Annotated in this window: 1 protein-coding gene and 1 pseudogene; both read right to left on the reverse strand. The window is 73.1% G+C overall.

The genetic code is table 11. The features are described 5' to 3' along the window. Positions 1-261: 261 nt before the first annotated feature. Positions 262-1,026, reverse strand: coding sequence for a DUF4239 domain-containing protein (locus tag KUM32_RS32990; RefSeq protein ID WP_217145614.1), 765 nt, complete (start codon positions 1,024-1,026; stop codon positions 262-264). A 17-nt stretch (positions 1,027-1,043) separates the two neighbouring features. After that, positions 1,044-1,265, reverse strand: a pseudogene (locus tag KUM32_RS32995) (hypothetical protein); the annotation flags it as partial.

A 1,265-nucleotide genomic window follows, 5' to 3' on the forward strand; every position in this document is an offset into this window, starting at 1 on the left:
GTCCCCGACCGTACGGACTCGGCCTTCGGGGCGGAGCCCTGCGGGGGCGGGGCGGGGCGGGGCGAGGCGGTGCGGGCGCCGCAGCCGTACGTCGGGCCGCTGTCTCCCGCGGCCGGTCCCGGCACGGCGATGTCCGAAACGCCGGGACGGCGTGCACGGGGGACGGGTGCGGCCGTGCGCAGGGGGTGTGCCGGTCGTCTCTCGGCGTCTCCCGGCGGCCCCGGTGAACCGGTCGCCGGGAGAGGACCCGTGCGCGCCGCGTCAGCCCTCGACCCCCGGGAAGAGGTTGAGGAACGGCTCCGTCGACGCCGCGATGCCGCGGCTGAACGGCGCGTCGAAGTCCCAGATCAGGAAGAGCAGGAAGGCGATCAGCGCCGAGAACAGCCCGGCGAGGACCAGTTCGCGTGCCGTGCGGCGGATCTGCAGGGCGAAGACCATCCCGATCGTGACGACGGCGCCGGCGATCAGCCCGAACCACACCACGCCCGGCATGGTCGCCCCGGTCGACTCCGACCGGGCGATGCGGGCCTGGTCGGCCGCGGTCACCTGGTCGAGAAGCGGCTGGTAGGCCTGTGCCTCGAAGTCCGTCCGCGGCTCGTAGTCGGTGACGTCCGCGCGGACGCGGTCGAGGAGTTCGGTGCCGCGTTCGGTGACCCGGCCGTGGTCCGCCATGGTCTTCCACTCGGTGGTGACGACGTGTCCGACATAGGCGTTGACATCATCCCGGATGCGGTCACGGACCTCGGGCGGATAGACCCGGACGCGCTCCGAGATCTCGTGCAGGGCGACGGCCTCCGTCTGCACGTGGTCCTGGGCGGCGCTGCGCGCCTCCCAGACACCGGCGATGGCCAGACCCAGGACGATGGCGTACACCACGCCGATCCACATCGTCATGTACTCGATGACGTCCGGGGTCTCGCTGGGGTCCTCGTCGTCGGACGCCGTGCGGTGCCGTACGAGGGTGACGACGACCACCACGGCACAGGCGGCCAGCATCGCGAGAGTGAGAACAAGCCATTCCGCCAAGGGAGGCCTCCAGAGGATCAGCGCGCACGGAGCGCGGCGACGGCGACCACCGCGGGCACCGTGATGAGCAGGACGAAGACGAGCGGTGACGTGGCCCCGCGCGAGGACCGCTGGTGCGGCCGGGTCGTGCGGTAGCGCGGGTAGTGCACCGGGCTGAGCGACGGCCGGGGCGTGGGAGTGGCGGACGGTTCGGGCGCGGGCACCGCGGGGCGGACCGGCGTCGGGGTCGGGGTGGGGGT

This window comes from Streptomyces sp. AC627_RSS907 (assembly GCF_019049165.1).